Origin of the sequence: Streptomyces sp. NPDC021749 (assembly GCF_040640655.1) — a bacterium.
GTDB lineage: Bacteria > Actinomycetota > Actinomycetes > Streptomycetales > Streptomycetaceae > Streptomyces.
The window spans coordinates 195,549-221,344 of sequence record NZ_JBFACE010000002.1 but is presented as its reverse complement, the minus strand read 5'-3'; the positions used below and the strand labels follow the sequence as shown (position 1 = coordinate 221,344).

Genomic DNA, 25,796 nt, shown 5'->3' with positions numbered 1-25,796 from the left:
ATCGCCAGCCTCGGCGCGCCCACACAGGGGGTCGTGCACGGGCCCCTCCGGGCCCGACGGGGGACGGGTCCGGAGGGGCCGGGCTCACAGGCCGCGCAGCAGCAGCGCGGGCCGCTCGACGCAGTCGGCCACGTACCGCAGGAAGCCGCCCGCGGTGCCGCCGTCGCACACCCGGTGGTCGAAGGTGAGCGACAGCTGGACGACCTGCCGGACCGCCAACTCGCCGTCGTGCACCCACGGTTTGGCGACTATCCGGCCGACGCCGAGCATCGCCGCCTCGGGATGGTTGATGATCGGCGTGGAGCCGTCGACGCCGAAGACGCCGTAGTTGTTGAGGGTGAAGGTGCCGTGGGTCAGCTCGGCCAGGGACAGCCCGCCGGCCCGGGCGGTCTCCGTGAGCCGCGCCATCTCGGCGGAGAGGTCCTCGACCGTACGGGCCTGGGCGTCGCGGACGACCGGCACGACCAGGCCGCGGTCGGTCTGCGCGGCGAAGCCGAGATGGACTGCGGGCAGCCGGACGATCTCCTGGGTGCGGGTGTCGACGGTGGCGTTGAGCTGCGGGAAGCGCGCGAGCGCGGCGGTGGTGATCCGGGCCAGCAGCGCGAGCAGCGACACCTTGGGGGCGCCGGGGACGTTCATCGCCCGGCGGGCGGCGAGGAGTTCGGTGGCGTCGGCGTCCACCCAGCAGGTCGCCTCGGGGATCTCCCGGCGGCTGCGGCTGAACTTCTCGGCGGCCGCACCGAGCATCCCGCGCAGGGGGATCCGCTCCTCGCCGGGGGTGGGGGCGACGCCGGCAGCGGCGGCCGTGGCGGTCGCGCCCTCGGGGCCCGTCCCGCCGGCCGGGGCGGCCGGCTGGGGTGCGCGTTCCCGGCGGGCGCTGAGCGCGGCCTCGACGTCCGCACGGAGGATCAGTCCGTCCGGCCCGGTGCCGGTGACCTCCCGCAGGTCCAGGTCGTTCTCCCGCGCCATGCGGCGCACCAGCGGCGAGATGACGGGCACCGTACGGCTGTCGGCGTCCGCGGTGCGGGCCGGGCGGTCCGCTCCGCCCTCCTCGGCCGGCGCGGCCGGCTCCGCTCCGGTCGGGGGCTGCGGGCCGCCCGTCTCGAGATGCGCGGCGTCCGCGGGCCGGACCCGGCGCCGCCGGGCCGCGGCCGCGCTCGTGCCGTAGCCGACCAGGACGTTGCCGGAGCCGGTGTCGGCCGCCTCGCCGGACGGTGCCTCGGCGGCTGTCCCGGTGGCGGCGCCCGCATCGGCGCCCGCCTTCGGGGTCTCGGTCAGATCGTCCGGGACCGCGCCGACCGCGACCGTCACCAGCGGGGCACCGACCGGGAGTTCCGCCCCTTCGTCGCCGAAGCGGGCGGTCACCACGCCGCCGTACGGGCACGGCACCTCGACCATTGCCTTGGCGGTCTCGACCTCGACCACCGGCTGGTCGACGGCGACGACCTCGCCGACCTCGACCAGCCACTGCACGATCGTCGCCTCGGTGAGGCCCTCGCCCAGGTCGGGCAGGGTGAATTCACGGACCACGGCCATCACGCACCACGTCCTTCGGTCCAGTCCGACTCCCACTGCAGGCGGGCGACGGTGTCCAGGATCCGGTCGACGCCGGGGAGGTGGTGCCGCTCCAGCATGGGCGGCGGGTAGGGGATGTCGAAGCCGGTCACCCGCAGCACCGGCGCCTCCAGGTGGTGGAAGCAGCGCTCGGTGATCCGCGCGGCGATCTCCCCTCCGGGACCGCCGAACCCACCCGCCTCGTGCACCACCACGGCCCGTCCGGTGCGCCGGACGGATGCGCAGACCGTGTCGTCGTCGAACGGCACCAGGGAGCGCAGATCGACCACTTCCAGGTCCCAGCCCTCGGCGCGGCCGGCCTCGGCGGCCTCCATACAGGCGGGCAGCGAGGGGCCGTAGGTGATCAGGGTGGCGCTGCTGCCGCGGCGGCGTATCTCGGCCCGGCCCAGGGGCGCGACCGGGGTGGGCGCGTCCGGCGACCATTCGGCCTTCGACCAGTACAGCCGCTTGGGCTCCAGGAAGACGACCGGGTCGTCGGAGGCGATGGCGGCCCGCAGCAGCCCGTAGGCGTCCTCGACGGTGGCCGGGGTGACGACCTGCAGCCCCGGGGTGGCGAGGTAGTACGCCTCGGAGGAGTCGCTGTGGTGCTCGACGCCGCCGATGCCGCCGCCGTAGGGGATGCGGATGGTCAGCGGCATCGGGACCGCGCCGCGGGTGCGGTTGCGCATCCGGGCGACATGGCTGACGAGCTGCTCGAACGCCGGGTAGGCGAACGCGTCGAACTGCATCTCGACCACCGGCCGCAGCCCGTACATCGCCATGCCGACGGCGGTGCCCAGGATGCCGGCCTCGGCGAGCGCGGTGTCCGTGCAGCGGTCCTCGCCGAACTCCTTGGCCAGGCCGTCGGTGATACGGAAGACGCCGCCCAGGGTGCCGACGTCCTCGCCCATCACATGGACGGCGGGGTCCTCGGCCATGGCGTCACGCAGCGCGCGGGTCAGTGCCTGCGCCATGGTGGCGGGCTTGCGTGCGGTGGCCGGAGCGGTGGTCGTCATGGCCTGGCCTCCTCGGCGGGCGTGGTGCCCGCGGCGTCCTCGGTGTGTCCGGCGGCCTCGGCGTCCAGCTCGGCGCGCAACTGGGCCGCCTGGGCGCGCAGTTGGCTGGTCTGCTCGGCGAATACGTGGGTGAACAGGTCCATCGGGTTCAGCACCGGGTCGGCGTGCATCCGCTCGCGGAGGTCGGCGGCCAGCTGCTCGGCGCTCTCCCGGGTGGTGGCGACGAACTCGTCGGTCAGCAGGCCGCGGTCGGCCAGCTCGTGCTCCAGCAGGGCTATCGGGTCGTGCGCCCGCCAGGTCTCGACCTCGGCGTCGGTGCGGTAGCGGGTGGCGTCGTCGGCGTTGGTGTGCGCCTCGATGCGGTAGGTGACGGCCTCGACGAGGGTGGGGCCGCCGCCCCGGCGGGCGCGCTGGACGGCCTCGCCGAGCACCTCGTGCATCGCGGGAGCGTCATTGCCGTCGACGAGGCGGCCGGGCATGCCGTAGCCGACCGCTTTGTGGGCGAGGGAGGGGGCGGCGGTCTGCTTGGCGAGCGGCACCGAGATGGCGAAGCCGTTGTTCTGCACCAGGAAGACGACCGGGGCCTGCCAGAGGGCCGCGAAGTTCAGCGCCTCGTGGAAGTCGCCCTCGCTCGTGCCGCCGTCGCCGACCATGGCCAGCGCCACCACCTCGTCGCCCTTGAGACGGGCGGCGTGCGCCAGGCCGACGGCATGGGGGAGCTGGGTGGCGAGCGGGGTGCACAGCGGGGCGATGCGGTGTTCGTGCGGGTCGTAGCCGTTGTGCCAGTCGCCGCGCAGCAGGGTCAGCGCCTGTACGGGGTCGAGGCCGCGGGCCACGGCGGCCAGGGTGTCGCGGTAGCTGGGGAAGAGCCAGTCCTGCTCCTCCAGTGCCAGCGCGGCGGCGACCTCGCAGGCCTCCTGGCCGGTGGAGGACGGGTAGACCGCCAGTCGTCCCTGCCGGGTCAGGGCGGTGGCCTGGGCGTTGTACCGGCGGCCGCGCACGAGCTGGGCGTACAGCCGGGTCAGCAGGCCGGAGTCGAGCCGGGCGGCGGCGTCCGTACCGAGGATGCGGAACGGCTCCTCGTCGGGCAGGAGAGGCGCGGGATCGACGCGCGGGCGCCACGCGGGCGGCGGGCCGGCCAGGCTGCTCTTGTTCCTGCTGCTGCCGGGCTGCTCAAGGACCGTCATGTCGAGCACCTCCTCGGTTCGAAGGGGTGGCGCGATGGCGCCGCAGAAGGGTGGTGGGCGAACGGCGGATGGGCAGGATGAAACCGGTCGGGGCGGGTGAGCCCTTCCCTACCGATTGTTCGGTCGCTGATGCATTTTGGCTACAGGCGGGTTCAGCCTGTGGACAAACGGTTCTCCACAGCTTCAGATGAAGACAGGGCGTCCACAAAGGGGAGGCGGGACCATATGCCGGACGAACAGATGGCCAATAACGACGGTCAGCCGCCGACGTCCGAACCGCCGGTCCCGGCCGCCCGCCCGCTGGACACCATCGACCGGTCGATCCTGCGCATGCTGCAGACCGACGGCAGGGCCTCGATACGCTCCGTGGCCGAGCGGGTGCACGTCTCGCGTGCCAATGCCTACGCGCGCATCAACCGGCTGATGGACGACGGGGTGATCCGCGGTTTCAGCGCCCTCGTCGACCAGGAACGGGCAGGTCAGGGCGCCTCCGCGTACATCACGCTGAAGATCGTGCAGAACTCCTGGCGGACGGTGCGCAAGCAGCTCACCGCGCTGCCGGGTGCCACCCACATCGCGCTGGTCAGCGGCGACTTCGACGTGCTGCTGCTGGTGCACACCAAGGACAACCGGGAACTGCGGGAGCTGGTCCTCACCCGTATCCAGTCGATACCGGAGGTGCTCAGCACCCGCACCCTGCTGGTCTTCGAGGAGACCGATCTCGGCCCCGAGGGGGAATGACCGCCCGAGCGCCGCGGACGGCCGCCAGGGCCCCGTCAGGCGCCGGCCAGAGCCCCGGCGGGCGCCGCCAGAGCCCCTGTCAGGCCCGGCGCAGGCCCGCGAACGCGGTACGCACCACGGCCTCGGCGACCTCGTCGCGGCTCGCCGCGCCGCCCCGCCCGGGCCGGTACCACTCCACAATCGAATTGATCATGCCGAAGAGCAGCCTCGTGGCGAGCCGGACATCCACGTCGTCCCGGAGATCGCCGTCGGCGGCGGCCTGCTTGAGGAGCGCGGCGACCTCGTGGTCGAACTCCCGGCGGCGCTCCATGGCCCACCGTTCGGTGTCCGTGTTACCGCGCACCCGCAACAGCAGCGTGACGTAGGGGAGTTCGTCCATGAGCACCTCGGCCACCCGGCGGGTGACGTGCTCCAGCCGCTCGATCGCCCGCCCCTGGACGGCCGCCGGCTCCTCCAGCACCGCGAAGAGGCCGTCCAGGGCCCGGCTTATGGCGCGGTGCAGCAGCTCTTCCTTGCTGCGCACATGGTGGTAGATCGAGGACTTGGAGATGCCGGCCGCCTTGGAGAGGTGCTCCATGGAGGTGCCGTCGTAGCCGCGCTCGATGAACACCTCGACGGCGACGGCGAGCAGCGAATCGGGCGTGTAGGTGTCGCGTTTGGCCATGGTCATGATGAGAGCACCTATTCCTCAAGGTCCGCACGGCGCCGCAGCGCCCAGGACGGCACGTAGCGTCCCCCGGCATTCTGGTGGTGCATCGAGTCCAGCAGGTCCCACACCCAGTGGGCGCCGAGCCGTTCGACCCACTCCATGGGGCCGCCGGGGTAGTTCACGCCCAGTCGCATGGCCGTGTCGATGTCCTCGGGGGTGGCCACCTCGCGGGCGGCGGCGTCCACGGCGAAGTCGATGATCATCGCGACCGTCCGGGCGACGATCATGCCCGGGACGTCGCCGATCACGCTGACCTCCTTGCCCAGCGCCTGGAACAGCCCGACCGCCTCCGCGACGTCCGCCTCGGAACAGGTCTCCGAGGCGGCCAGCGCGATCCGGGTGGCGGCCCGGTAGTCGAGCGAGAGGTCGAAGCGGATGTACTTGTCGTAGACGACGCTCGTCGCCGGGTAGCCGTTGGTGAGCGCGAGGCAGGCCCCGCCGGGCAGCCGGATGAAGCCCTCCGACTCGCCCGGCGTGCGGTCGCGGGCGACCTTGATGCCGGCCTCCTCGATGAGCTCGCGGAGCACCGCGGCCGGGCCGGGCAGCCGCGCGTGCAGGGCGACGGCCTCCGGGGCCGGGCAGGGTTCCGCGGTGTGCGGCGCGGGCCGCCGGGCGCCTTCGGCGTAGTCGTACCAGCCGCGTCCCGCCTTGCGGCCGTGCAGCCCGGACTCCACCAGCCGGCGCTGCGCCAGTGAGGGCGTGAACTTCGGGTCCTGGAAGAAGGACTGCCACACGGAGTGGGTGACCGCCTCGTTGACGTCCTGCCCGATGAGGTCGGTCAGCTCGAACGGCCCCATCTTGAAGCCCGCGCCGTCGCGCAGCACCGCGTCGATGGTGGCGGGGTCGGCGACCCGTTCCTCATAGGCGCGCAGGGCCTCGGCGTAGAAGGGGCGGGCGATGCGGTTGACGATGAAACCGGGGGTGTCGGCGCAGCGCACCGGCTTCTTCCCCCAGGCCGCGGCGGTGTCGTACGCCGTGGTGGCGGCCGCCTCGTCCGTGGCGAAGCCGCTGACCACCTCGACCAGCGGAAGCAGCGGGGCGGGGTTGAAGAAGTGCAGGCCCACACAGCGGCCGGGGCGGCGCAGTCCGCCGGCGACAGCTGTCACGGACAGCGACGACGTGTTGGTGGCGAGCAGGCAGTCGTCGCCGACGATGTCCTCCAGCGACCTGAACAGCTGCTGTTTGGCGGTCAGTTCCTCCAGGATCGCCTCGACGACCAGCGCGGCGTCGGCCAGCTCGGTGAGGGCGGTGGCGGGGGAGAGGCGGTCGCGGGCGGTGTCCCGCTCGGCCGCCGTGATCCGGCCTTTCTCCACCAGCCGGTCCAGTCGCCGCACGAGCGCGTCGGCGGCCTGCTCCGCGCGGCCGGGGGCACTGTCGTAGAGCCGTACGCGATGGCCGGCGACCAGCGCCACCTGCGCGATTCCCTGTCCCATGGTGCCCGTGCCCACGACTGCCACGGTGTTGCCGGTGCCGATTGCCGTCATGCCAGCTGATCCTCCCCGACCGACTTTTCCACAGGCTCGCCGGGCCCTCTTGCCCCGACCGATCGTTCGGTTACTCTAACTCCGTTGCCCCGTCCGCTCCCAGCCCTATCCGCTTTCCGTCCGGCTCGACGAGGAGTTGGTCATCGATGGCCGCCGAAATGACCGCAGCGCAGTTGATCGAGAAGCACCGTCCGACCCTCGATCAGGCGCTGGAGGCGATCCGTACCCGCGCCTACTGGTCCCCGCACCCCGAGCACCCCAAGGCGTACGGCGAGACCGCCGCGGCCGACGGTGCGGCCGCGTTCGAGGCGCTGCGCGGCAAGCGCTTCGAGCTCACCCAGCCCGGTACGGACGACTGGACGGGCCAGGAGGTCTCGCCCTACGGGCCGGAGCTGGGGATCAGCTATCCGCACCCGGACGTGGACGTCCTGCTGCCCGCGATGCGCGCCACGATCCCCGCCTGGCGGGACGCCGGCCCGGAGCTGCGCGCGGCGGTCTGTCTGGAGATCCTGGCCCGGATCAGCGCGCGCACCCATGAGTTCGCGCAGGCCGTGATGCACACCAGCGGCCAGGCGTTCATGATGGCGTTCCAGGCCGGCGGGCCGCACGCCCAGGACCGCGGCCTGGAGGCGGTGGCGTACGCGTACGCCGAGCAGACCCGTACGCCGGAGCAGGCGGCGTGGTCCAAGCCGCAGGGCAAGCGCGACCCGCTGGAGCTGACCAAGAGCTTCACGGCCGTGCCGCGCGGCGTGGCCCTGATGATCGGGTGCAACACCTTCCCGACCTGGAACGGCTACCCGGGCCTGTTCGCCTCCCTGGCCACCGGCAACCCGGTCCTGGTCAAGCCGCATCCGCGGGCGGTGCTGCCGCTGGCCATGACCGTCAAGGTGGCGCGCGAGGTGCTCGACGACGCCGGGTTCCCCGCCGACCTGGTGTGCCTGGCCGTGGACCGGCCGGACGAAGGCCTGGCCAAGACGCTGGCCGTCCGCCCGGAGGTCCGCCTCATCGACTACACCGGCTCGACCGCGTTCGGCGACTGGCTGGAGACCCACGCCCGGCAGGCCGAGGTGTACACCGAGAAGGCCGGCGTGAACACCGTCGTCATCGACTCCACCGATGACTACAAGGGCATGCTCGGCAACCTCGCCTTCTCCCTGTCGCTCTACAGCGGCCAGATGTGCACCACCCCGCAGAACCTGCTCATTCCCCGCGGCGGCATCACCACGGACGCCGGGCCGAAGTCGTACGACGAAGTGGTCAGCGATCTCGCGGGCGCGGTGAGCGGGCTGCTGGGCGACGACGCGCGGGCCAACGCGCTGCTGGGCGCGATCGTCAATCCGCAGGTCAAGGAGCGGATCGAGGCCGCTGCCGGGCTCGGCGAGGTGGCCCTGGCCTCCCGTGAGGTGGCCAACCCGGACTTCCCCGGCGCGACGGTCCGCACCCCCGTGATCGTCAAGCTGGACGGCGCCAAGCCGGATGCCGAGGCGGCGTATCTGTCCGAGTGCTTCGGGCCGGTGTCGTTCGCGGTGGCCGTCGACTCCGCCGCCGACGCCGTGGAGCTGCTGCGGCGGACGGTCCGCGAGAAGGGCGCCATGACGGTCGGCGCGTACACCACGGACGCCGAGGTCGAGCGGCTGGTGGAGGACGCTTGCCTGGAGGAGTGCGCCCAGCTGTCGCTGAACCTCACCGGCGGGGTCTATGTGAATCAGACCGCGGCGTTCTCGGACTTCCACGGCTCGGGCGGGAACCCGGCGGCGAATGCGGTGCTCTGCGACAGCGCGTTCGTGGCCAGCCGCTTCCGGATGGTGGAGGTGCGCCGCCCCGCATGACCTGTGCCGGGCCCGGGGCGCCCGGCACGTGCCGCAGTAGTGGCCGGGCGCCGGTCAGCCGGCGCCGGTTCCGTCGATCCGGGCGTGGCGGCCGATCCAGGCGTGCATCGCGATGGCGGCCGCCGCCCCCGCATTGATCGAGCGGGTCGAGCCGAACTGCGCGATCGAGCAGACCAGCGAGGCGTACCGGCGCGCCTCCTCGGTCAGCCCCGGCCCCTCCTGGCCGAACGGGAGCACACACCGGCGCGGCAGCTCGGTCGTCTCCAGCGGCACGGCCCCGGGAGATTGTCGATCCCGATGATCGGCAGCCCCTCGGCCGTGGCCCAGGCGGTGAGGTCCGCGGTGTCCGGGTGGTGGCGGACGTGCTGGTAGCGGTCGGTCACCATCGCCCCGCGCCGGTTCCAGCGCCGCTGGCCGACGATGTGGACCTCCTTGGCCAGGAACGCGTTCGCGGTGCGCACGACGGAGCCGATGTTGAAGTATCGGTTACATCGGTTACATAACGGGTTTGGAGAACGACCCGCCGTCACGTCTGCTCACGGCACAGGCGGGGGCCCTCCCCAGTGGAAGAGAGCCATGGCGACGCTCGTAGCGAGGTTGTAGCTGGACACCTGTGGTCTCATCGGGAGAGCCACGAGCTTGGTGGCACGCTTCCGGAGTTCCGGAGATATCCCGTGCCGCTCGGAACCGAACGCCAGCAGCGCGTCATCAGGAAGTACTACAGATCTGATGTCGTCTCCCTCCGGGTCCAGCGCGTACACCGGCCCCGGCGGTAGGTCGTCGAGCGGGAGACTCTCCACCGCGGTCGCGTAATGAAGGCCAGCTGCTGCGCGCACCACGTTGGGGTGCCACGGGTCCATGTCACCGGTAGTGACAACGCCGGTGGCACCGAACCCGGCCGCGAGCCGGACCACGGCGCCGACATTCCCCAGGTTGCGAGGGTTCTCCAAGACGACAATGGGAGCCGGCCGCGGAGTCCTCGACAGGGTCTCCAGATTTCGTTGAGGGTCGGGACGAACAGCGAGACCCGCCACGTGCGTGGGGTGCACCCTGGGCACAAGGTCCCGGTACGTTGCGGCCGGCACCTCGATCACAAGATCGCCGACCCGGTTCGTGAGGTCATCGGCCAGTTCGTCGGCCAGTGTGAGGACGGCGCCCTTGTCGCTGGAGATCGCAAGGCGGACGTCCGCCCCGAAGCGAAGAGCGTGCTTCATGGCATGAAACCCGTCCAGCAGCACCATCTCAGGCGCAGCGTCCCGCCACTGTCCTACGGCTCTTGTGATCTCGTCCTCGCTCACCACATCAGACTACGGCGGGCGGCCGCTACCAGGGCCTTCACCCGGACCTGGCATCCGGTCCACTGCACGCTCGGCTGGATCAGATCATCGCCCCTCCTGTTTACGGTCTGCCGGTAGCTCCGCGGCGATCACTTCACCGCTTGTGGCGACTTCCAGTTGACCTGGCACCCTCACCTGTCGCTCTCCAGACGGTCGCCGGATGGTGAGCCGTGACGGTAGGGCGCAAAAGAGAGGCGGACCGGCTCCGTGGGCTTCATGCCCTCGAAGCCAGGGGCTCAACACCCCTTCCGTATACGGGATTGAAGTCGTGGCCCCAGTTTTCGACCGCCACGTGGAAGTCGTGGCGGCGGGTGTCGAGGTCCGCGACGATCGCCTCACGCGTCCAGTAGCGGTAGCGGTCGACGACGTTGCGGCGGTCGCCGTGCGCCGGCAGCTCCGGGTCGTAACGGTCGTCCTGCGGCCAGGGCTCCGGATGCGGGCCGACGCCGATCCGGGGCCCCTAGCCCTCGTCGTACTGGAGGGGCTCGGCGGGGGCGGTTTTCTCGCTGCTCACCCCACGAGCGTATGGCCACCGCCGCCGTACTCCGTACGGGCCGGGGGCTCACCGCCTCCGGGGCCGCCGTCCGGGACGGCCGGGACGGCGCGGGGGAAGAGCCGTTCGCGCAGTCCGGAGACGCGGGCGGAGAGCCAGGTCAGGAAGTTCGTCGGCAGGAAGACCGCGTCCGCGGCGATCATGGCGAGCGAGAAGAACGGCAGCCCCAGCAGGAACGCGATCGAGAGGTGCTCGCAGATCATGATGACCAGGAGCACGTTCTTGAGCCGGCGGTTGAAGAGCGTGAAGGGGAAGGCCACCTGGACGATCACCGTGCCGTAGGTGATCAGCATGACCATCAGGCCGTTGCTGCCGAGCAGCTGGGAGAGCGCGGGCCAGGGGGAGAAGTAGTCCAGGTGCATCGGGTAGTAGACCGCGGTGCCGTCCTGCCAGCGGGAACCCTGGATCTTGTACCAGCCGGCGGTGGAGTAGACCAGGCAGACCTCGACCATGATCACGAGCAGGGCGCCGTTGTGGGCGAGCTTGGTGAGCGTGTCCACAACGGTGCGCGGCTCCCCCGGCGCGTAGCGCTCGACCGCCCACCACAGGGCGTGCGCGGCCCACAGGCCCCACAGGACCAGGCTCCAGCCGATGTGCGGGAACGGGCCGTTGTCGAACCACAGGAGGGCGTAGCTGCCGGTGAACTGGGCGACGGCGAGGGCCAGGCCGAGCACGGCCCACAGGACGATGCCGGTCAGGTCGCGTCCGCGACCCGCATCCGGCGTGCGCTCGGCGGTCTGCGCTCCCTCGGGCATCTCCGCGCGGGCCGCGGACGCCTCTGCCGCGGCCCGGGCGCGCTTGGCACGGCGGGCGTCCAGCGACCAGACCTGGCCGCATCGGGTGAGCACGAGATACATCGACATCAGGTGGATGACGTTGTCGCCGCCGTCCCCTATGAAAACGCTGCGGTTCTGCAGCGAGATCACGCCGAGCATGAAGAGCACCGACATGGTCCGGGTGCGCCAGCCGAGCATCAGCGCCGCGCTCGACGCGACGGCCATCAGGTAGACGCACTCGAACCAGCCGCGGCCGTCGGACCACAGCAGCACGGAGAAGGCGTGGTTGGCGTCCAGGAGGTGGCGCGCCATGTCCAGGCTCCAGGGGCTGTCGGGCCCGTAGAGCGTGAGGCGGTGCGGCCACTCGCGCAGCAGGAACAGCAGCCAGGTCGCCGAGAAGCCGATCCGGATCACGGCGGTCTGGTACGGGGCCAGCGCGCGGCCGGTGGCGCGGCCGAAGAGGCGGCCGACGGCGCGCTCGATCCGGGTCTCCTCGTAGGAGGCCGGGGCCGCGGCGGGGACCTGGTGGGCGTGGGGTGCGTGCGCCTGCTGCGGCACGTCGGTGGACTCCGTGGGGTGCGAGGGCTGCGAGGTGCCCTGGGGCTGCTGGGGCGTCGGTGACGTCACTGGCTGTTCGCCCCCTCGGGCAGGTCGGCCGCGGTGACCTGCCACCAGGGCAGCGCGCGGTACACGGGCTTGTCGCTGATCTTCTCGGTGCTCCACGGCGGCGGGCTGACGGCGGCCGTACGGGAGCGGACCTGGACGCGCTCGACCCGGCCGCCGGCCGCGGTCCACTCGCCACCCATCCGGAACATCACGATCCGCCGGATGTAGCGCTCGGCCAGCTCGCCGCGGGTGCCGATCGGGCGGCCCTGGGCGTTGTGGCTGTTGAGGAAGAGCTCCCAGCCCCGGCGCAGCTGGTTCTGCTCGGTGTGGCTGGGCAGCGGGTTGTGGAGTATGGCCCGGCCGTCACGGGCGGTCAGGTCGGTCCAGCCGGTGGTGCGGCTGCTGCCGTCCTCGGCGCGGACCTCCGCGCGGACCTGGACCGCGACGTTCTGCTGGAGGGGGTTGGGCGCGAACAGCTTCCAGTTCTGTTCGTACTCGGGATAGACGTAGTCGCTGATCAGGGCGCCCTGCTGCTTGCTCAGCGTGTTCTGCGGCGCGACATGCAGAAACATCATGGCGAGATGAATCGCGACGATGACGGCGACGGCGCAGGCCGCCACGCCTATGACGATCCGCGAGGGTAGCGACAGCGCGGCCAAAGACCGCGATTCGTCCCCGAATGACTGCATTCCCGCCCCGTTCCCGTAAACCCATGCGGTCAACTCCGCTCCGGAACCGTACCTATGCGGCCGCACCGGGCACACCCTCCCCTGACTTATCCGCAGGCTTGACACCCGCTGCCCGCCCACTCACCATTGAACCGAACGATCGGTCGGTCGGGAGCGAGGGGGCACACATGACGACGATCGCGCCGGAGGAGGCGGCTCAGGAGGCCGCATTCGACGCCACCGTGGCCGCGGACGAGCGGATCGAACCACGCGACTGGATGCCGGAGGCCTACCGCTCCACACTCGTGCGGCAGATAGCGCAGCACGCCCACTCCGAGATCATCGGCATGCAGCCGGAGGCCAACTGGATCACCCGCGCGCCCTCCCTGCGCCGCAAGGCGATCCTGATGGCCAAGGTGCAGGACGAGGCCGGCCACGGCCTGTATCTCTACAGCGCCGCCGAAACCCTCGGCACCAGCCGCGACGAACTCCTCGACAAGCTCCACACCGGCCGCCAGAAGTACTCCTCGATCTTCAACTACCCGACCCTGACCTGGGCGGACGTCGGAGCCATCGGCTGGCTGGTGGACGGTGCGGCGATCACCAACCAGGTCCCGCTGTGCCGGTGCTCCTACGGCCCCTACGCCCGCGCGATGGTCCGCATCTGCAAGGAGGAGTCCTTCCACCAGCGCCAGGGCTACGAGCTCCTGCTGACCCTCAGCCGCGGCACCGACGCCCAGCACGCGATGGCGCAGGACGCGGTCGACCGCTGGTGGTGGCCGTCCCTGATGATGTTCGGCCCGCCGGACGACGAGTCGTCGCACTCCGCCCAGTCCATGGCCTGGAAGATCAAGCGGCACTCCAACGACGAGCTCCGCCAGCGCTTCGTCGACATCTGCGTCCCCCAGGCCGAGGCCCTCGGCCTGCCCCTCCCCGACCCCGACCTGGTGTGGAACGAGGACCGCGGACACTACGACTTCGGCTCCATCGACTGGACCGAGTTCCGGGAGGTCCTCAAGGGCAACGGGCCCTGCAACGAGCAGCGGATCAACCGCCGCCGGCAGGCCCACGAAGAAGGCGCCTGGGTGCGCGAGGCAGCCGCCGCACACGCGGCCAAGCACGGGAAGGCCGGACGATGACGACGACACCCCGCCCCGCGGAGATCCCCGCCGCAGGCGCCCCCACAGCAGCGGCGGACGCCCGCCCCACCGACTGGCCCCTGTGGGAGGTCTTCGTCCGCAGCCGCCGCGGCCTGTCGCACACCCACGCCGGCAGTCTGCACGCCCCGGACGCCGAGATGGCACTGCGCAACGCCCGCGACCTCTACACCCGGCGCTCCGAAGGCGTCTCCCTCTGGGTGGTGCCCTCCGCCCAGATCACCGCCTCCTCCCCCGACGAGAAGGACGCCTTCTTCGAGCCGGCCGGTGACAAGCCCTACCGCCACCCGACCTTCTACGAGATCCCGGAGGGGGTGCACCACCTGTGAGGGACACCATCACCACCCCCGCCCTGCCCCTCGGGGACGATGCGCTGATCCTCTCCCACCGCCTGGGCGAGTGGGCCGGCCAGGCCCCGGTCCTGGAGGAGGAGGTGGCGCTGGCCAACATCGCGCTGGACCTGCTCGGCCAGGCCCGGGTGCTGCTCTCCCTGGCCGGCGACGAGGACCGGCTGGCGTATCTGCGCGAGGAGCGGGAATTCCGCAACCTCCAACTCGTCGAGCAGCCCAACGGCGACTTCGCCCACACCATCGCCCGCCAGCTCTACTTCTCCACCTTCCAGGAGCTGCTCTTCGAGCACCTGGCCGGCGGGGACAGCGAGTTGGCTCCGTTGGCCGGCAAAGCCGTCAAGGAGGTCGCCTACCACCGCGACCACGCCACCCAGTGGACCCTCCGGCTGGGCGACGGCACCGACGAGAGCCACACCCGGATGCAGCGCGCCCTGGATGCCCTCTGGCGCTTCACGGGCGAGATGTTCGAGCCGGTGGCCGGCCTGGAAGCGCTGCCCTGGGCCACCTTCCACGACGTGTGGACGACCCGCATCACCGCCACCGTCGAGCAGGCCACGCTCCGCCTCCCCGAAGGACCGCAGCGCGGCGCCTGGACCGCCGGCGCGGGCCGCCAGGGCCTGCACACCGAACCGTTCGGACGGTTGCTCGCCGAGATGCAGCACCTCCACCGCAGCCACCCGGGGGCGACATGGTGACCGCCGGCGACACCACGGCCACCAGGTCCGGCACGGCCCCTACAGCCGGCACGGACGCCCCGCCCACCACGGCTCTCGAAGCGGAGCTGCTGGCGCTGGCCGGCTCCGTACCCGACCCCGAGCTGCCCGTCCTCACCCTCGCCGAACTCGGCGTCCTGCGCGATCTCCGGCTGACGGCCCCCGACCGCGTCGAGGTGGAGCTCACCCCCACCTACACCGGCTGCCCCGCCATCGAGGCCATGTCCGCCGACATCGAGCGGATACTCCACGACCACGGCATATCCGACGTCGAGGTCCGTACGGTCCTCAGCCCGCCCTGGACCACGGACGCCATCACCGCCGAGGGCCGCCGCAAGCTGGCCGACTTCGGCATCGCACCACCGCGCCCGGCCGGCCCGGCCGGCGGACCGGTCTCCGTCGACCTGACGATCCGCTGCCCGCACTGCGGATCGACCGACACCACCCTCCTGAGCCGGTTCTCCTCCACGGCCTGCAAGGCGCTGCGCCGCTGCGAGTCCTGCCGCGAACCCTTCGACCACTTCAAGGAGTTGTGATGTTCCACCCGCTCCGGGTCCAGGAGGTCGAGCGGCTCACGGACGACGCGGTGGCCGTCACCTTCACCGTCCCGCCCGAACTCCGCAGCGCCTTCCGGCACACCCCCGGGCAGCACATCGCGCTGCGCAGAACGGTCGACGGCCAGGAGATCCGCCGTACGTACTCCATCTGCACCCCGGCCACCGACGAGCCCGTCCTTCGCGTCGGCATCCGGCACGTCGAGGACGGCTCCTTCTCGACCTACGCGCTCAAGGAGCTGGCGGTCGGCGACACGGTGGAGGTGATGGCCCCGGCCGGCCGGTTCGTCCTCGCCCCGCGCCCCGGCCACTTCGTCGGGATCGTCGGCGGCAGCGGCATCACCCCCGTTCTCTCCATTGCCACCACCCTCCTCGCCCAGCAGCCCGACGCCCGCTTCTGCCTGATCCGCAGCGACCGCACCGCGGCCTCGACCATGTTCCTGGAGGAGGTCGCCGACCTGAAGGACCGCTACCCCGACCGCTTCCAGCTGATCCACACCCTCTCCCGCGAGGAACAGCAGGCCGGCCTGCCCTCCGGCCGCCTGGACGAGGACCGGCTCCGCACCCTGCTGCCCGCCCTGCTGAAGACCGACGCCATCGACGGCTGGTACCTCTGCGGCCCGTACGGCCTGGTCCAGGGCGCCGAACGCGCCCTGCGCGCCCTCGGCGTACCCCGCAACCGCATCCACGAAGAGATCTTCCACGTCGACAACGGCGCCCCGACCGCGCCCGCGGCCAAGGCCCCCGCGCACAGCACGGTGACCGCCACCCTCGACGGCCGCTCCGGCACCTGGCCCGTCCACGACGGCGAATCACTCCTCGAAGCCGTCCTCCGCAACCGCGCCGATGCCCCCTACGCCTGCAAGGGCGGCGTCTGCGGCACCTGCCGGGCCTTCCTGGTCTCCGGCGACATACGCATGGACCGCAACTTCGCCCTCGAATCCGAAGAGGTCGACGCCGGCTACGTCCTCGCCTGCCAGTCCCACCCGGTCACGGAGAAGGTCGAGCTGGACTTCGACCGGTAGGGGTTAGGGGGTCGGCAGGTTGCCGGTAGGTGGGGAGGCAGGTAGGCGGTAGGCAGATAGGCGGTAGGTGGGGAGGCGGTAGGTGGGGGGACTGGGCTGGCGTTCTGCGGAGGGGGAGGAGGGGGAGAGGGGGGAGGGGGCCCGGAGGGGAAAGGAGGTCGATAGGGCGAATCCGTGGAGCCCCTCGACCGTCGGGTCGACCGTCGGGCCGTCCGGCCTGCCGCCTCATCATCGCCACCGCATCGCCACCGCCATTCCCAATTCCTGGAACATGTTCTACCTTGTCGTGCGCGGACTTGACGGTGCGTCAGTTATGTGGCGCCGCGCGGAAGGAAGGACAGGCAGTGGACTTCACCTTCACCGAGGAGCAACAGGCCGCCGTCGAAGCGGCGCGGGCCGTCTTCTCGGGAACCGCACCGGACGGCGTACCCAGCCCGGCACTCACCACCGGAGCGGTTGCCGACGACTTCGACCGCGCGCTGTGGCGCAAGCTCGCCGACGCCGATCTGCTGGGCCTGCTCATCGGGCAGGAATACGGCGGCGCGGGCCTCGACCCGATAGCGCTCTGCCTCGTACTGCGCGAATCGGCGAAGGTACTGGCGCGCGTGCCCCTGCTGGAGTCCGGCGCCGCGGCGCTCACCCTCCAGCAGTACGCCGACGCCGCGCTCCGTACGGACGTACTGCCGCAGATCGCCACCGGAGAGCTCGTCGTCACCGTCGCCGCCGCCGGCCGGACCGGCCATGAACCGGCCGAACTCGCCGTACGCACCACCCGGGAGGGCACCGAGTGGATCCTCGACGGCGCCCAGACCGCCGTCCCCTGGGCCACCACCGCCGACCGGATCCTGCTGCCCGCACACACCGCCGAGGGCAACACCGTTCTCGCCCTCGTCCCCCGCACCCACCCCGGCGTCACGCTCGCCGACCAGTTCTCGACCAGCGGCGAGCGCCAGGCCGAGGTCCGGCTGGACTCCGTCCGTATCAGCGTCACCGAAACGATCACAGACGCGGCCGCCTGGGAGTCCCTCCGCCACCTCCTGACCACCGGCACCTGCGCACTGGCCCTGGGGCTGGGCGAGCAGGTACTCGCCATGACCAGCGAGTACACCGGCAAGCGCGAACAGTTCGGGTACCCGCTGGCCACCTTCCAGGCCGTAGCGGTCCAGGCCGCCGACCGCTTCATCGACCTGCGCGCCATGGAGGCCACCCTCTGGCAGGCCGCCTGGCGCCTCACCGCCGACGCACCCGGCCCGCTCCCGCCGGCGGGTGATGTCGCGGTGGCCAAGATCTGGGCCTCCGAGGGCGTACGCCGCGTCGTCCAGACCGCACAGCACCTGCACGGCGGCTTCGGCGCCGACACCGACTACCCGCTGCATCGCTACCACGCCTGGGCCAAGCAGCTCGAACTCTCCCTCGGGCCCGCCGCCGCCCACGAAGAGGCCCTCGGCGACCTGCTCGCGGCACATCCGCTGGGGTGAGCCGGGCCGGGTGAGCTGGTGGGCCGGGCCGGGTGAGCTGGTGAGCCGGAGCGAGGAGCCCGCGGATCGGATTCGGAATCGCCCGGGCCGGGGCCCTGGCCCGGGCGGGCACTGTTTTCGGGGGCTGCAGGGGCCCGGGGGCTGCGCTGGCCGGGGGGACTGGCCAGGGGGCACTGGCCGGCAGCCGGCTAGATAACTGTCCCCGTTCCGCCCTTACCGTCCGAAACGGGACGCCCGGCGGCCTCCCACGCCTGCATTCCGCCCGCGACGTTCACGGCGTCGATGCCCTGCTGGATCAGGTACTGCGCCACCTGGGCCGAACGGCCACCCACGCGGCACAGAACGTAGACCTTGTCGCCCTCGGGCGCATTCTCGGTCAACTCCCCGTAGCGGGCGACGAACTCGCTCATCGGGATGTGCAGCGCGCCTTCGGCGTGCCCCGCCTCCCACTCGTCGTCCTCCCGCACGTCCAGGAGGAAGGCCTCGGCCGAGAGCGCATCGACACCAACGGTGGGTACAGAACCAAATTGCATGGTCTCGACGCTACCCGACCAGCTGCGCGAGGTACGCCTCACGCTCTGCGACATCGGCGAGCAGCTTCTCGGCGATCTCGTCGAGGAGCCGGTCCGGGTCCTCCGGCGCCATCTTGATCATCGCGCCGATCGCACTCTCCTCCAGCTCAGCGGCGACGGCCGCCAGCAGCTCCTTGCGCGTGGCCAGCCACTCCAGGCGAGCATAAAGCTCCTCACTCTCGCTGAGCCGCTCCTCGGCCGGCGCCGGACCGGCCTCCCATTCCCGCGCCAGCTCCTGCAGCGCCGCCTCGTCACCCCGGCCGTACGCCGCATTGACCCGTGCGATGAACGCATCCCGCCGCGCCCGCTCCGCGTCGTCCCGCGCCAGGTCCGGGTGCGCCTTGCGGACGAGCTCGCGGTAGGCCTTACGGGCCTCCTCGCTGGGCCGCACCTTCTGCGGCGGCTGCACCGGCTGCTCGGTGAGCATCGCCTGCGCCTCCGGAAACAGCCCGTCCGCCCCCATCCATCCATGGAAGAGCTCTTCCACCTCCGGCATCGGCATCACCGACGCCCGCGCCTCGCGCGCCTTACGGATGTCCTCGGGGTCGCCGGTGCGCGCTGCCACGGCCTCCGCGATCTGCGCATCCAGCTCGTCCAACCGCGCGTACATGGGACCGAGCCGCTGATGGTGCAGCCGGGAGAAGTTCTCCACCTCCACCCGGAACGTCTCCACCGCGATCTCGAACTCGATCAACGCCTGCTCCGCCGCCAACACGGCTTTGGCCAGCCGCCGCGTCCCCTCGGCGGCTGCATCTTGCCCTTGGGAGTCCTGCGGGCCCTGGGCATCCTGGCCGGAGTGCTCATGCCCTGCAGGGTGATCATGTCCTGCCTGATCCGCCTGCCCGACGCCGCCGGCTACGGAACCTGCGGCCGCCTGGCCTGCCTCCGCCTGGTCTGTTCCGTTCACCTGGTCCGGCTGGTCCGTCTGGTCCGGGTTGTCCGGGTGATCCGGCTGGTTTTCGTGGCCGCCGCCGTACCCGCTCGGGGCGCTCTGACCGCCGTCGGGGGCATCCGGCGCCTGCGGAGCCCCCAGGGCATCCGCCGTGCCCGGTCCTTCCGCTCGGTGCTGGCCGTCCTGCGCGTTCTCCGCGTGCGAGTTCGTCACCCGGTCAGCGTACGGCCCGAGCCACCCCCTGCCCTCCCTCGCCACCGACTGTGCGCTTCCGTCACTCCGGGCCTCGGGTATGGTCGCCCGCCTTCCCCATAGGCCGGAGCTTCACCGTTCCGTTCTGCTTCCCCCGGGCCCCTCCCCCCACCCCACCCCCTCCCCTCACCCACCACTCCCCTCACCCACCACCAACCGCCGAGCGCCCATCCCTCACCACTCAGGGCTCACCGCCCACGGGCCACGACTCACGGCTCACGGCTCACGGCTCACGGCTCACGGCTCACGGCTCACCAACCATCGACCACAACAACCGGCGACCGAACACAACCCAGCCCCGGCCACAGCGCTCACGCCCAGCCCCTGGGTGAAACCCCACACGCGCAGCCCGGCCAACGACTCTGGAGATCACCTCCTGGTCGGCAACGCTCACACAGCCCTGCCCCGAACCGTCAGGGCATCCCTGCAACTCGCGACCAACCGCACGCTCGCAGGTTCCGCAACGCGGTATGCCCCGCATAACCCCTCCGGCTCTTGCCTCGCTGCCGGTCAGTAAGCGCCACCGTCGGCCAGGAGGGGTCATCGTCGGCTGGGAGAAGCCGACGCCGACCCGGCAGAGGAGGTCGTCAGTCGGGGAAAGTCATACCCCCATTTCTGCTGCCACGCGGCCGTTCTTCACTGCTGTTGTCAGGGCCGTGTGGTCCGCTTCCGTGCAGTCTGCGTAGGCGACGGCGAACTTCGTTATGGCCTCGTCCAGTTCCTCGCTCTTGCCGCAGTAGCCGGCCACCAGGCGTGGGTCGGCGCTGTGGGCGTGGGCTCGGGCCAGGAGGGCGCCGGTCATCCGGGCGTAGTCGTCCAGCTGGTCGCCGGTCAGCTGAGACGGGTCCACGCTGCCCTTGCGGTTCCTGAACTGGCGGACCTGGAAGGGCAGTCCGGTCAAACCGGTCGAGTCGTGCATCCCCTGGCCGTTGGCAGTGGAGTGTGTGCCTCTCCCGCCGGCACTGGAGTGTGTGCCTCCTCCGTCGGCCGGGGGTATGTCCTGCACGGTCGTCCAGCCGAGCAGGATGTCGCTGACGACCTGCATCCTCCGCTGGCCGAGCACCACCCGACGGCCTTCGTGCGTCACCGCCGGGGCCGGGAAGCCGGCCTTCTCGACGTACGGTGCCAGGGCCGAGCTGCGGGCCTCCTTCACTTGCAGGACCAGCGGCTCGCCCCGGTGATCCAGGAGCAGCACCACGTACGACCGCAATCCCACGCTGCCCGTGCCGACCACCCGGAAGGCCACATCGTGCACCGCGTACCGAGCCAGCAGGGGCAGCCGGTCCTCGGGGAGGGTGTCGAGGTAGCTGGTGAGAGAGGTGGCCACGGCTGCCGCTTCCGTGTCCGGTACGCGGCGCAGCACCGGCGGCGCATCCACGAACCGGCGTCCGCCGTCCGCCGTCAGTTCGGTCGCCTTCGCCGCGAACCGGGCGCTGGTGTTCTTCCGCGCCTTGGCCGACACCCGCTCCAGCGTCCCCAGCAGGTCCCGAGCATCGGTGTGCGAGACCAGTTCCTCATCGGCGATCGCGTTCCACGCCTCGGTGACCGGCAGCTTCGCCAGCAGCCGCATCGTGCGTCGGTACGCGCCCGCCGCGTCCCGGGCAGCGTTGCGGCACTCGTCCTCAGCAACGCCCGCTTCCCGGCCCGCCAGCACCATCGACGTGGCGAGCCGCTTCACGTCCCACTCCCACGGGCCGTACAGGGTCTCGTCGAAGTCGTTGAGGTCGATGACGAGGCCGCCACGAGCATCGCCGTAGAGCCCGAAGTTGGCGGCGTGCGCGTCGCCGCAGATCTGGGCGCCGATACCGGTCACCGGATCGGCCGTCAGGTCGTACGCCATCAGGCCCGCGGAACCGCGGAGGAAGGCGAACGGGCTCGCGGCCATCCGGCCGACCCGTATGGGCGTCAGATCGGGAAGCCGTCCGGCGTTGGATTCCTCCACCGCCGCTACCGCGTCCGGGCGTTCGGCCACGCTCGACAGCGCGGACTGCGCGGAACGGGGCAGCCGCTCCCGCAACGCCCGGCCAACCGCCTTGGGCGACGGGCCCTGTGCATCGGCCTTGGCAAACCCCGGTACGTACGGCACACGCGTCATGGCGGGCCACCTCCCCCTTCAGGACCTTCACGGCCGCGGCGACTTCGGCGACATCCACCAGGTCGGGAGGTCGGCGAATTCCTTAGTTACTGGAACTGTTGTTACTGGCACTTCTGTTGCTGGGACTGCTGTTGCTGGGCACTGTTACTGAGCACTACTTACCGGCCGCCGAGCGGGACTGCTCCGAGCGGGATCGCCCGGGACTGCTCCCGGCCTGCCGACGTGCAATGACGTTACCGACGTAGTGTCGTCGCGCGCAGAGCCTGTGGATAACTCTGCGTATGCGCTGGTCGTTGACGGGAAGAGGCCAGGGAGAGGGGCAGAAGGAATCCGGAGGAAGCGGGAGGAAGTGGGAGGTGGCCAGGCGCAGCGAGGGAGTGCCAGCCGCTAGACGCCTACGGCCTCCGCCATGTCTTCCTCTGCGGCTTCGTTCGGCGAGCCGGTACCGCGCGCCGCCGCCCCCACCGAACGCCGCGGCCTGGACTCCGGCACCGTCGCCGCCACCGCGGCCGCATTGGCCGCCGTCTCCGCCTCCACGGCCCGTCGGCGCCGCTCGGCCAGCCCCGCCAGGCCGACCATCAGCACACCGACGAACAGCCATCCCACCAGCGTCCAGACGTGCCTGGACAGGCCGTAACCGTCGAAGTAGACGTGACTGCGGACACCCTCCACGAAGCCGGCACCGTTCCAGAAGGAGTGCAACGCGGCGAAGAATCCGTTCTGCATCTCGGGCCGGAAAATCCCGCCCGACGAAGTGAAGTTGAGCATCACGAAGAGGGCCATCACGCCGAGCGTCGTCCACCGCTTGAGGAAGGTGTGCAGGCCGGTGCCGATCAACAGAACGCCGGCGGAGTACAGCCACGCCATGCCCCACAGGCCCCGCAAACCGTGGTCGATGAGGTGGAACACCGGGCCGGCGAAGGCCGTACCAATGAGGCTGACCACAATGGACGTGCCGATCGCCAGCGCGGCGCGCAGCCGGAGCGGCAGCACGGCACCGGCGCCGCCGATGACGGCGACCGAGGCATACGAGCCGATGCTGATCGCGACCAGCAGGAAGAAGATGCCCTGCCCGGTCGGGTCGTCCTCGGCAGGCGGTGCAACGTCCGTGACCTTCAGCGGGGCGCCCTGCCGGGCCGCGAGTGGGGTAAAGATCTTCTGCACTACGGAGGCACTGGTGTCGGATCCGGCGGTGGCGACGAGCAGTTCGGGCACCGCCGCACCACGCGTCCGTGGCTGAGTCCCGGCCCCGGTCTCTGCCTGCACCCGAGACCGCCCCGACCCCGGCTCCGGCCCCTCCCCCTGGCCCTGACCCTGGGCCCGGCCCTGGCCCTGACCGTGCGACTCTCCCTGCGTCTGCGTCTGCGTCTGCGAATGCGAATGCGACGGCATCTGCCCCTGCGTCCGCTCCCCCTCCGGCTGGGCCTGCGCCTTAGCGTTCATCACGTACGCACCGAATATGTCCTGGTGCTTCAGCTGCTCGACCGCGGTCGACCGGTTGGGGACCGTACGCGCCTCCAGGGCACCGCCCGACTTGTCGTTGATCGACTGGGCGAGCAGTTGTGCGCTGCTGCTCGATCCCACGACCGCGACCGGCAGGTGGTGGGGCGCGGGATGCGCGAACGCGCCCAGGTAGGCGAGCCCCATGCCGACGCACATCAGCAGGGGCGTGACCAGGTGCGCCAATACATGGCGGAGCCCGGCTGCAGGGGCGGCGGGAGCGGCTCGGTGGCCGCCCTGCGGCGTGCTTCGGTGGTGGTCGGGACGTCGGACCGTACTCATGGGGCGAGCCTTCTCAGCTGAGGGATTCTGTCGCTGGCTTGGGTGCAGGGAATGGGAGAGAGGGCCGCGGGGACTGGGGATGGGGGATGGGGATGGGGGCGGGGATGGAGATGGGGTGGGGGTGGGCTCGGGAATCGCGAAGTCGTCCCTTCGGGGGCTCTCCAGGTCGATCTGGGCAAGGTGCCGAGGAACCAATGAATGGACGCAATGACCGGCCGATCTGACCGATCACGCCGGAAACGCAATGGTTGGCAAATACAACTCCTTGCTCACGTTGTACTCTACAACTACATCTAAGAAAGGCAACCCGTGCCCCACCGCGATGACTCCGTCGAGACCATCCAGCAGGAGATGACCGCATTCGCCCGGCGGGCCCGCGCGACCGCCGCCCGGATGCATCCCGAGCTGTCGCTGGTCTCCTACACCCTGCTTGCGCACCTCGATGACCAGCGCGGATGCCGCGCAACGGACCTCGCGGCGCACTACTTCCTGGACAAGTCCACGGTCAGCCGGCAGATCGCCGCGCTGGAGAAGCTCGGGTTCGTCGAGCGCCGGGTCGACCCGGACGACCACCGCGTCCAGGTGCTTCACCCCACCGAGAAAGGCGCCCAGGTGCTCGCCAACGTCACCGCCAGCCGCCGCCAGGCCTTCCACGAGCGCCTGGCCGACTGGGACGAGGACGACCTCGACCGCTTCGCCACCTACCTAGGGCGCTATAACGCAGCCCAGGAACGATTGGGCTGACCAACCAGGCCCCGCACGCACATCCCCGACCGCCCTCAGACGGTCCCCGACCGACCCGCCACGCCCCCTGGCCCCTGACCGCTAGCCCCTGGCCCCTGACTCCTGGCCCCCTACCTCCGGAACCGCTGCGGACATTGACCGCCGTCCGCCAGATAGGTCTGCGCCCAGCGCCCCAGCTCCTTGAGGGCGGGGTCCATTGCACGGCCGGCCTCCGTGAGCCGGTAGGAGACACGTAGCGGCGGGCCCGCATCCACTTCGCGGACGACCAGGCCGACGCCCGCGAGCTCCATCAGACGGTCGGAGAGCATCCGCTCGCTGATACCGGGGATCGCCCGCCGCAGGTCGGCGAAGTGCACCGGGCCGGGCATCAGGGTCGCGACGATCAGCCCGGTCCAGCGCTTCCCGAACAGCTCGAAAACGCGTGCCATGCCGTCGTCGACCTGCTTACACGTCGCCTCGCTGTGGTCCGCCATACACCCAGCGTACCGCCCTCTCCTTGGCTACTGCAGAAAAGTAAGCTCCTGTGCTATTAATAGCGACGTACGGAATTCAACCAGCTGACCAAGCAGCGCTCACCCCGTGCTCAGCCAGGGACCGTGCCGCAGCCCTGTCGACCGCGGGGAGCTGCACCCGGCGCTGAACCCCTGGTGAGGCTCAGCGAGGCCTGGCGAGGCCTGGTGAGGCTCTCTGGGCCACTGCTGAACGACGTGCTGAACCACGCGCCAAACCACGCGCTGAATCACCTGCTGTCCCTGCCCGACGAATCGGGGCGGTGTTTCACGTGAAACACCGCCTCCAGCGGCGCCCGACCGGCCGCCACCGACCGAAGGAACGAATCCCATGGCCACGCTTCTGCTCATCGACTCGTCCGTCTCCCCCGAAGGCGTCTCCGCCTCCCGCTCCGTCACCGCGACCTTCCGCAAGGCCTGGGAGGAGCAGCACCCCGAGGGCACCGTCGTCTACCGCGACCTGGCCGCCGACCCGCTGCCGCACCTCGACGGCGTCGCCGCCTCCGCCGCCTTCTCCGACCCGACCACCCACACCCCCGAGCAGCAGGCCGCGTTCGCCGTACGGGTCAAGCTCGCCGAGGAGCTGGAGCAGGCCGACGCGGTCGTCATCGCCGCGCCGATGTACAACTTCACGATCCCCTCCACGCTCAAGGCGTGGCTCGACCAGGTGATCATCATGGGCCGTACCGCGGGTGAAGCACCGTCCGCCAAGGGGACGCCCGTCACGGTCGTCGCCAGCCGTGGCGGCTCGTACGCGCCGGGCACGCCCCGTGAGGGCATGGAGTACGTGCAGAACTACCTGGAGGCCGTGCTGGGCGGTGCCATGGGCCTGGACGTCGAGTTCATCGTCCCCGAGCTGACCATGGCACCCGTCAACCCGGCGATGGCCGACCTGGTGCCGCTGTACGAGACCTCCCGCGACAAGGCCCACGAGGACGCCGCGGCCAAGGCCAAGGCCCTCGCCGAGCGTCTCGCCGCCTGAGAACGGGAACCGGGCCCCGAACCTCGGCCCCGAGCCCCAGAACCCGTAGAACGGGACCGCCCAGCCGCGGGCTCCGAGCACGCCACACAGCCCGGAACCCGCGGCAGGGGCTCGCCAACAACCGCCCGAAGACAGGCCAACGAGCCTCCCGCAGAAGGTCAACACACCTCCCGACGCCCGAGCCGACACACGAGCCGACCAACGAAACTCCGGGCGAGTCTCCTGACAGGT

At 71.0% G+C, this 25,796-nt stretch carries 23 protein-coding genes and 2 pseudogenes; 10 read left to right on the top strand and 15 right to left on the bottom strand.

The window, feature by feature from the left end; all coding sequences use genetic code 11:
* Positions 1-84: 84 nt before the first annotated feature.
* The 3 genes from AB0G35_RS02835 to pdhA are packed head-to-tail and all read right to left on the bottom strand — an operon-like array spanning position 85 to position 3,757.
* A complete protein-coding gene (locus tag AB0G35_RS02835; RefSeq protein WP_360942607.1) occupies positions 85-1,536 on the bottom strand; it encodes a dihydrolipoamide acetyltransferase family protein in 1,452 nt (483 codons plus the stop codon).
* The gene (locus AB0G35_RS02830; RefSeq protein ID WP_360942604.1) at positions 1,536-2,570 is read right to left on the bottom strand and encodes an alpha-ketoacid dehydrogenase subunit beta; all 1,035 of its coding nucleotides are present in this window, start codon (positions 2,568-2,570) and stop codon (positions 1,536-1,538) included. The genes AB0G35_RS02835 and AB0G35_RS02830 overlap by 1 nt, the downstream gene beginning before the upstream one ends.
* On the bottom strand, positions 2,567-3,757 hold the full coding sequence (pdhA, locus tag AB0G35_RS02825) for a pyruvate dehydrogenase (acetyl-transferring) E1 component subunit alpha (protein WP_360942601.1): 1,191 nt from the start codon (positions 3,755-3,757) through the stop codon (positions 2,567-2,569). The genes AB0G35_RS02830 and pdhA overlap by 4 nt, the downstream gene beginning before the upstream one ends.
* A 225-nt stretch (positions 3,758-3,982) precedes the next feature.
* Here pdhA and AB0G35_RS02820 point away from each other — a divergent pair, with 225 nt between their 5' ends.
* Positions 3,983-4,498, top strand: a complete 516-nt coding sequence (locus AB0G35_RS02820) for an Lrp/AsnC family transcriptional regulator (protein ID WP_360942598.1) — start codon at positions 3,983-3,985, stop codon at positions 4,496-4,498.
* A gap of 79 nt (positions 4,499-4,577) precedes the next feature.
* Here the strand turns inward: AB0G35_RS02820 and AB0G35_RS02815 are convergent, their stop codons facing one another.
* Both AB0G35_RS02815 and AB0G35_RS02810 read right to left on the bottom strand, forming a co-directional pair.
* A complete protein-coding gene (locus AB0G35_RS02815) occupies positions 4,578-5,168 on the bottom strand; it encodes a TetR/AcrR family transcriptional regulator (protein WP_360942595.1) in 591 nt (196 codons plus the stop codon).
* Between the two features lie 11 nt (positions 5,169-5,179).
* The gene (locus tag AB0G35_RS02810; protein WP_360942585.1) at positions 5,180-6,691 is read right to left on the bottom strand and encodes a 3-hydroxyacyl-CoA dehydrogenase; all 1,512 of its coding nucleotides are present in this window, start codon (positions 6,689-6,691) and stop codon (positions 5,180-5,182) included.
* A gap of 146 nt (positions 6,692-6,837) precedes the next feature.
* On the opposite strand from AB0G35_RS02810, the gene paaN reads away from it, so the two are divergent.
* Positions 6,838-8,520 carry a phenylacetic acid degradation protein PaaN gene (gene paaN, locus AB0G35_RS02805; protein ID WP_360942582.1) on the top strand — a complete coding sequence of 561 codons (1,683 nt, stop codon included), beginning with the start codon at positions 6,838-6,840 and terminating at the stop codon, positions 8,518-8,520.
* A 54-nt stretch (positions 8,521-8,574) separates the two neighbouring features.
* Here the strand turns inward: paaN and AB0G35_RS02800 are convergent.
* The 5 genes and pseudogenes from AB0G35_RS02800 to AB0G35_RS02780 all read right to left on the bottom strand — a co-directional run.
* A pseudogene (locus AB0G35_RS02800) lies at positions 8,575-8,999 on the bottom strand (TrmH family RNA methyltransferase); the annotation flags it as partial.
* 57 nt (positions 9,000-9,056) lie between these two features.
* On the bottom strand, positions 9,057-9,818 hold the full coding sequence (locus AB0G35_RS02795) for a TrmH family RNA methyltransferase (RefSeq protein WP_360942579.1): 762 nt from the start codon (positions 9,816-9,818) through the stop codon (positions 9,057-9,059).
* Positions 9,819-10,119: 301 nt separating this feature from the next.
* Positions 10,120-10,308 (bottom strand): annotated as a pseudogene (locus tag AB0G35_RS02790) (rRNA methyltransferase); the annotation flags it as partial.
* 59 nt (positions 10,309-10,367) lie between these two features.
* Positions 10,368-11,813: an HTTM domain-containing protein gene (locus AB0G35_RS02785; RefSeq protein WP_360942576.1), complete on the bottom strand. Its 1,446-nt coding sequence runs from the start codon at positions 11,811-11,813 to the stop codon at positions 10,368-10,370.
* On the bottom strand, positions 11,810-12,481 hold the full coding sequence (locus AB0G35_RS02780; RefSeq protein ID WP_360942573.1) for a DUF5819 family protein: 672 nt from the start codon (positions 12,479-12,481) through the stop codon (positions 11,810-11,812). Before AB0G35_RS02780 ends, AB0G35_RS02785 begins: the two co-directional genes overlap by 4 nt.
* Before the next feature lie 167 nt (positions 12,482-12,648).
* Here AB0G35_RS02780 and paaA point away from each other — a divergent pair, with 167 nt between their 5' ends.
* From paaA to AB0G35_RS02750, 6 genes are all read left to right on the top strand, one after another.
* Positions 12,649-13,599 (top strand): 1,2-phenylacetyl-CoA epoxidase subunit PaaA, encoded by a 951-nt coding sequence (gene paaA, locus AB0G35_RS02775; protein WP_360942570.1) that lies wholly within the window; start codon positions 12,649-12,651, stop codon positions 13,597-13,599.
* A complete protein-coding gene (gene paaB, locus AB0G35_RS02770) occupies positions 13,596-13,946 on the top strand; it encodes a 1,2-phenylacetyl-CoA epoxidase subunit PaaB (protein WP_360942567.1) in 351 nt (116 codons plus the stop codon). The genes paaA and paaB overlap by 4 nt, the downstream gene beginning before the upstream one ends.
* Entirely contained in the window at positions 13,943-14,662 is a 720-nt protein-coding gene (gene paaC, locus AB0G35_RS02765) for a 1,2-phenylacetyl-CoA epoxidase subunit PaaC (protein ID WP_360942564.1), read from the top strand. Before paaB ends, paaC begins: the two co-directional genes overlap by 4 nt.
* Entirely contained in the window at positions 14,656-15,216 is a 561-nt protein-coding gene (gene paaD / locus AB0G35_RS02760) for a 1,2-phenylacetyl-CoA epoxidase subunit PaaD (RefSeq protein ID WP_360942561.1), read from the top strand. The genes paaC and paaD overlap by 7 nt, the downstream gene beginning before the upstream one ends.
* A complete protein-coding gene (gene paaE / locus AB0G35_RS02755; protein WP_360942558.1) occupies positions 15,216-16,259 on the top strand; it encodes a 1,2-phenylacetyl-CoA epoxidase subunit PaaE in 1,044 nt (347 codons plus the stop codon). Before paaD ends, paaE begins: the two co-directional genes overlap by 1 nt.
* 344 nt (positions 16,260-16,603) lie before the next feature.
* The gene (locus tag AB0G35_RS02750) at positions 16,604-17,737 is read left to right on the top strand and encodes an acyl-CoA dehydrogenase family protein (RefSeq protein WP_360942555.1); all 1,134 of its coding nucleotides are present in this window, start codon (positions 16,604-16,606) and stop codon (positions 17,735-17,737) included.
* Positions 17,738-17,925: 188 nt separating this feature from the next.
* On the opposite strand, the gene AB0G35_RS02745 is transcribed toward AB0G35_RS02750, so the two are convergent.
* The 4 genes from AB0G35_RS02745 to AB0G35_RS02730 all read right to left on the bottom strand — a co-directional run bounded on the left by AB0G35_RS02745 (position 17,926) and on the right by AB0G35_RS02730 (position 23,330).
* Positions 17,926-18,270, bottom strand: coding sequence for a rhodanese-like domain-containing protein (locus AB0G35_RS02745; protein WP_360942552.1), 345 nt, complete (start codon positions 18,268-18,270; stop codon positions 17,926-17,928).
* Positions 18,271-18,280: 10 nt separating this feature from the next.
* A complete protein-coding gene (locus AB0G35_RS02740; RefSeq protein WP_360943076.1) occupies positions 18,281-19,216 on the bottom strand; it encodes a J domain-containing protein in 936 nt (311 codons plus the stop codon).
* 838 nt (positions 19,217-20,054) lie between these two features.
* Positions 20,055-21,548 carry a DUF2252 domain-containing protein gene (locus tag AB0G35_RS02735; RefSeq protein ID WP_360942549.1) on the bottom strand — a complete coding sequence of 498 codons (1,494 nt, stop codon included), beginning with the start codon at positions 21,546-21,548 and terminating at the stop codon, positions 20,055-20,057.
* Positions 21,549-21,935: 387 nt separating this feature from the next.
* Positions 21,936-23,330 carry an ABC transporter permease gene (locus tag AB0G35_RS02730; protein WP_360942546.1) on the bottom strand — a complete coding sequence of 465 codons (1,395 nt, stop codon included), beginning with the start codon at positions 23,328-23,330 and terminating at the stop codon, positions 21,936-21,938.
* A gap of 309 nt (positions 23,331-23,639) precedes the next feature.
* On the opposite strand from AB0G35_RS02730, the gene AB0G35_RS02725 reads away from it, so the two are divergent.
* Entirely contained in the window at positions 23,640-24,074 is a 435-nt protein-coding gene (locus AB0G35_RS02725) for a MarR family transcriptional regulator (protein WP_360942543.1), read from the top strand.
* Between the two features lie 110 nt (positions 24,075-24,184).
* On the opposite strand, the gene AB0G35_RS02720 is transcribed toward AB0G35_RS02725, so the two are convergent.
* Positions 24,185-24,547 carry a helix-turn-helix domain-containing protein gene (locus AB0G35_RS02720; protein WP_360942540.1) on the bottom strand — a complete coding sequence of 121 codons (363 nt, stop codon included), beginning with the start codon at positions 24,545-24,547 and terminating at the stop codon, positions 24,185-24,187.
* Positions 24,548-24,914: 367 nt separating this feature from the next.
* Between AB0G35_RS02720 and AB0G35_RS02715 the strand changes: the two genes are divergently transcribed.
* Positions 24,915-25,565 (top strand): NAD(P)H-dependent oxidoreductase, encoded by a 651-nt coding sequence (locus tag AB0G35_RS02715; RefSeq protein WP_360942537.1) that lies wholly within the window; start codon positions 24,915-24,917, stop codon positions 25,563-25,565.
* Positions 25,566-25,796: the final 231 nt, after the last annotated feature.